Source organism: Pseudoalteromonas sp. AWM4_233, assembly GCF_056158285.1.
The window spans coordinates 1-4,724 of record NZ_JBSWSZ010000106.1; the positions used below are offsets into that span (position 1 = coordinate 1).

At 34.8% G+C, this 4,724-nt stretch carries 2 protein-coding genes and 2 pseudogenes; 1 reads left to right on the forward strand and 3 read right to left on the reverse strand.

Going from position 1 to position 4,724, the window contains the following annotated elements:
- Nucleotides 1-363: 363 nt before the first annotated feature.
- Nucleotides 364-1,980: a sensor histidine kinase gene (locus ACXAC4_RS21430; RefSeq protein WP_475165224.1), complete on the reverse strand. Its 1,617-nt coding sequence runs from the start codon at nucleotides 1,978-1,980 to the stop codon at nucleotides 364-366.
- Between the two features lie 305 nt (nucleotides 1,981-2,285).
- Nucleotides 2,286-2,992, reverse strand: a pseudogene (gene deoD, locus ACXAC4_RS21435) (purine-nucleoside phosphorylase).
- A gap of 191 nt (nucleotides 2,993-3,183) precedes the next feature.
- Here deoD and ACXAC4_RS21440 point away from each other — a divergent pair.
- Nucleotides 3,184-3,687 carry a hypothetical protein gene (locus ACXAC4_RS21440; RefSeq protein WP_475165226.1) on the forward strand — a complete coding sequence of 168 codons (504 nt, stop codon included), beginning with the start codon at nucleotides 3,184-3,186 and terminating at the stop codon, nucleotides 3,685-3,687.
- Between the two features lie 444 nt (nucleotides 3,688-4,131).
- On the opposite strand, the pseudogene rpoB reads toward ACXAC4_RS21440, so the two are convergent.
- Nucleotides 4,132-4,724, reverse strand: a pseudogene (gene rpoB / locus ACXAC4_RS21445) (DNA-directed RNA polymerase subunit beta); the annotation flags it as partial.

Below are 4,724 nucleotides of genomic sequence, written 5' to 3' on the forward strand. Positions count from 1 at the left end.
TCAAACGGTATGTCGAGTTCCAGCTACGCACCATAAAATAAGGTTGTCCTGCTTGTTTCATTTCACGCACTCTCCTCTTATATGTGTAAAGGAAAGGATTAACTTGTTTCTTACTATAAAGGGAGAGTGTGAATTTCATGTGAACTCCTAGTGAAATTAAGACAAATTATTTGACTTCTTTTACTTTTTGTAAATTGAAATAGAATACAACACTGTTAGTCGTATTATACACACCGTACTCGGCATGATGGAGGTCTAAAATGTTTTTTACAATAGATAATCCGAGACCGGTACCTCCGGTGTGACGGGCCACGTGATGCATCTAGGCGATAGAAGCGATCCCAAATTTTTTCAAGACTTTCTTCAGGGATAGGGTTTCCTGTATTTTCGATTTCGATTTTTACGGTATCTTCTGCTTCTATAATGGAGACTTGTATTTTTTATCTCCGGCGTATAGCGGATGGCATTACTTAGTAAGTTCACAACTACTTGCTCAATACGGTGACGATTTGCTTTAACAAGTATAGAAGGGTCTGCATCGACGTTCACTTGTAGATGCTTTTCTTCCATGCTAAATAATAATTTTGTATAGACTTGTTGCGTTAATTCACCAATTGAGAACGTCGTCATATCTAGTTTGTAAGTACCAGATTCTAACTTTGCTAATTCTAACATTTCAACAATCAGCCTGTTCATATTTTCTGTTTCTTCTAAAATAACATCAGTATAATACGAAGTATCCTTACTAACACCATCTTTAATACCTTCTGCAAAACTTCTAATTACACTCAGTGGTGTTTTTAATTCGTGTGATACGCCAGAAATGAATTCTTTTCTTGTTTTCTCTAATTGACGTTCACGTTCAATGTCTTGTTGTAACTTTGTATTGGCAACATTTAATCGATCGATTCGATCTTTTAAATTTACAGATAATGTATTGATACTGCCGGAAAGCCCACCAATTTCATCGTCGGCTGTAACAGGTAATTTCTCGCTGAAATCAAAATTAGCCATTTTTTTTGTAACACGATTCATTTTAATTAATGGCTTAACAATGATTTTTGAGTAGTAGAAGGATAACAAAATAATAACGAGAAACACGATGATTAAGGCATAAACATAATAGTCTTTTAAAACTAGCATCGCTTCATTAACGGGTTGTAAAGACGCTATCGCAAAAGCATATTCTGTAATCTTTCCGTTTTCTATAATCGGCTTTACAAAGATACTATTTTTTATATTTTCGCCGCCATCTAATATGAAAGTGTTTAATTGGTTCGAGTTAGAAGTGCCATCTCTAATAATATCTGCAAAATATTGAACGGCTTGTAATGTTTCAATATCATTTGCAAGACGAACCTCAGCTTTTGATGGGAGCTGTAACTTAGTTATAACACCTGTAAAGACGATACGAGTTGTAGATTTGTATCGGCTTGCAAGTCTATTCTTAGAAGGATTACCATTAATTGACTGAAAATCCGAATAGAAATGTTCGTTTTGCCATTGATTATAATTCGTTCCTAATTTTTGTGGTGTAATAATATTATTCTCTTGTACGACTCCATCAACATTAATTATTACATCTTTTTTTAAACCTAAATTTTCGAATTTATTATATTCTTCTGGTGTTAAAAGGTTATTGAGTGGAATGGAATACTGTTTATTATTGTTGGGATTAAATACATCGATATAGTAATTGTTATCACTTTTAATAATACCGTTAGAATCCAAAAACTGCATATCGGCATTTGTTTTATCATGAAATTCTTGTTTTAGTTTTCTAACTTTCTCATAACTTTTATCACTTTTGTCATAATTATCTACGAATTTTTCAAAAGCAGTTTGAACTGTTTTTACTTTTTTATTAATATAAAATTTCTCTAAAAATAGAGATTGTCCTAGGAAAAAAAGTAGGAATATTATTGTAAATAAAGTTGATGTTAATAAAAATAGTTTAAAGACGATACTTCTGTTTTTCACTGCGTCACCTCTTATGAGAAATACTGTAAATGATTTCTTTATCCCGCTCGGGCAATAAGACTTCCACCTCAAAATTCAGCGAAAGCAAAGAAGTTAGGTGGGAGATCAACTGCCCGTAAAAGCCCGATTGGTTCAACTAATAATCAGTGGGGGATGAACAAAACCCCCACTGATTAAAGTTTCACTTTATTATAACAAACGTTACAATAAAGTAGAGGGGAGAAATCTGTCTCTTTATAAAATAGTTATTTATAAAAAGTCACATAAAAAGAACTCGCCAGACGTATGACAAGTTCTTTAGTGTATTATTGTTGAATTGCTGCATCTAAAGCGATTTCAATCATTTCGTTAAATGTAGTTTGACGCTCTTCAGATGTTGTTTCTTCGCCAGTGAAGATGTGATCGCTAACTGTTAATACAGATAATGCATTTACACCGTATTTCGCTGCTAATGTATAAAGAGCAGTTGTTTCCATTTCTACTGCTAATACACCGTAATCTCCAAGTTTTTTAACCATGTCCATGCTTTCGCGATAAAACACATCTGCTGTTAAGACGTTACCGACACGAACGTGTAATCCTTTTTCAGTTCCAGCATCGTAAGCTTTCTTTAAAAGATCAAAGTTTGCAGCTGGTGCGAAATCAAATCCTGGGAATGTTAAACGGTTCATATTAGAATCAGTACAGCCGTCATTGCGATAATAACATCACGAACTTTTACATCTTTTTGAATTGCACCGCAAGTGCCAACGCGAATTAAATTTTTAACTCCGTAGCTTTGGATTAATTCGTTTACATAAATAGAAATAGAAGGAACACCCATACCTGTACCTTGAACAGATACACGTTTTCCTTTATAAGTTCCAGTAAAACCTAACATACCACGTACGTTATTATAGCAAGAAACATCCTCTAGAAATGTTTCAGCGATATATTTTGCACGTAATGGATCACCTGGTAATAGAATAGATTCAGCGATTTCGCCTTGTTTTGCTTCGATATGTACACTCATGAAAAGTCCTCCTTATAATGTATTGATAGAAATCAATATCATTTGCATTATACACTACGAATCCTTTCAATTAAAATCTTTTTATTATTTGTAATATGTGCAAAATAGGAGGATTTCATAAATCATAATCTAGAATATATAGCTTAAGAAGTTTTATGTGAACAGAGACAATAAAAATGGTAGGTGATGTTTTGAAAAATCTTGTCATTGGGCTTATTGCGTTAGTACTTATTGTGGCAGGAGGATTTTACATAAAAAAATATCAAGAAAACGAAGAGACTGTAGGAGATGTTCAGGAAGTAAAGTGGGATGTGTCAAATGGAAAGGGAAATGAGAAAGTAGATATTGTATTTCAGTTGTTAAACAAAAAGAATAATGAAATTCGTGGTGTAAATGATCAAATTCGGGCAGTGATTGTAGATGGACAGTTAAAACACATACAACAAATTAAACCTACATTTGCAGGGAACGGGTCATATAAGTTATCTTCCAAAATAGCGAAAGATGAAGAATATACGATATTTTTATACGAAGATAAAAATAAGTCCGTAGAGTCATTCGCTAGAAAAGATTTTGGTAGAACGAAAGAGGAGAACAATAAGAAAAAAGTGAAATTTCCAATCGACAGTGTACTTACAAAAAAAATAGGGGAGTATGAAGTTTCTCTTTTTATTTGGCGCATTACATCCGAATGAACCAGTTACGTTAACATTTCAGTTTCAAGCGAAAAAGGGTGAAAAATTGAAATTACATTCAGAGAGAGGAGAAGTAGAGTCACTCTATATCGTGGATGAAACGAAGGAGAACTTTTTATACGCTATGCCTGTGGATACGGATGAACAATTACAATACCGTATTACATTTCCTGCCGAGGGTACGTATAAAATGTGGGGAATTTCTATATAAATGGTAAGAAATATGAAAAAGAATTTATTGTACAAGTTCAAAAAAGAAAAAACAGCTAAGAATTTAGCTGTTTTTTCTTTTTCCTATTAATTTTGTTACAGAGAGCATTGTAATTGGTAAAGAATGATTCTTCCTAAATAGGTGCTGTAGTCCTGGAACTGACATACCGTTTAACCTTAGCAATACGTAACTGAACGAAGGCGTCACACAACAACGTATTGCTAAGGTTAACGACGGTTAGATTCACCTCTTACACAGCACCTGTAAGCTTTTGCAATGAAATCGCGCATTTCGTGAATTTCACGCTGCTCTTTCATCATCTCTTCTAGCGTTTCACCGATACCACGTGCAGCCAGACCCATGTGTGTTTCTAAGATCTGACCGATGTTCATACGAGATGGTACACCCAGCGGGTTAAGTACGATATCTACAGTACGACCTTTGTCATCGTATGGCATATCTTCTACTGGTACGATTGTCGAGATAACACCTTTGTTACCGTGACGACCAGCCATCTTATCACCTGGTTGGATACGACGTTTAACAGCTAGGTATACTTTAACAATCTTAAGTACGCCTGGTGCTAAGTCATCACCTTGAGTGATCTTGCGACGTTTGTTTTCAAACTTCTTGTCGTACTCAGCTTTAAGCTCATCGTACTGTGCAGCAAGTTGCTCAAGATCAGCTTGTTGCTGTTCATCAGCTAGGCTTTGAGTTGAGTAGCTTGTCAGTGCTTAATTCAGCTACTTTCTCTTCACTTAGACCCGCTTGTACAAGTAATGTACGAGGTGCTGTGTAAGAGGTGAATCTAACCGTCGTTAACCTT